Annotated in this window: 1 pseudogene; it reads left to right on the forward strand. The window is 64.2% G+C overall.

Annotation, left to right across the window (positions count from 1 at the left end):
- Window position 1 precedes the first annotated feature (1 nt).
- Window positions 2-1,010: pseudogene (locus AAIO73_RS20145) on the forward strand (IS3 family transposase); the annotation flags it as partial.

Below are 1,010 nucleotides of genomic sequence, written 5' to 3' on the forward strand. Positions count from 1 at the left end.
CATGCTGGGCCAGGGCGGGACGACCGCTGAGGCATGCCGGCGGATCGCGGTCAGCGAGCAGACTTACTACCGCTGGCGCAAGGAGTACGGCGGCTTGAAGACGGATCAGGCGCGTCGGATGAAAGATCTGGAGAAGGAGAACCTGCGGCTGCGGCGTGCGATCTCCGACCTGACACTGGACAAGTTGATTCTACAGGAGGCGGCGCGGGGAAACTTCTGAGCCCCGCGCGACGCCGACGCTGCATCGACCAGGTGCGAGAGGTGCTGTACGTATCCGAGCGGCGCGTGTGCCGCGTGCTGGGGCAGCACCGGTCGACACAGCGCAAGGTGCCGTGCGGGGCAGATGACGAAGAGGTGCTGACCGACGACATCGTCGCGCTGGCCAGGCAGTACGGGCGCTACGGCTACCGCCGGGTAACCGCACTGCTGCATGCGGCGGGCTGGTCGGTGAACCATAAACGGGTGGAGCGGATCTGGCGGCGCGAAGGCCTCAAGGTGCCGCAGAAGCAACCTAAACGTGGCCGGCTATGGTTGAACGACGGCTCGTGCATCCGGCTGCGACCGGAGTATCCGGGGCATGTGTGGGCGTATGACTTCGTCGAAGCGCGGACGCATGACGGGCGCAAGTTCCAGATACTGACCATCATCGATGAGGCCAGCAGGGAATGCCTGGCACTGGTCGTCGCGCGCCAGCTTCGACACGAAGACGTGCTGGCAGCGCTTGCCGACCTGTTCATCGCGAGGGGTCCGCCCTCGCATATCAGATCAGATAACGGCAGCGAGTTCATCGCTACCGCGGTTCAGAAATGGCTCGGGCAGGTTGGCGTGAAGACGCTGTACATCGTGCCGGGTTCGCCGTGGGAGAATGGCTACAACGAGAGCTTCAACGGCTCGCTGCGCGATGAGCTGCTCAACGGCGAGATCTTCTACAGCCTCGCTGAAGCAAGGGTACTGATCGAGGCGTGGCGCCGTCACTACAACACCGTCCGGCCGCACAGCAGCCTGGGCTA

This window comes from Sphingomonas epibiotica, from assembly GCF_039615155.1.
In the GTDB taxonomy this organism is placed as follows: domain Bacteria; phylum Pseudomonadota; class Alphaproteobacteria; order Sphingomonadales; family Sphingomonadaceae; genus Sphingomonas.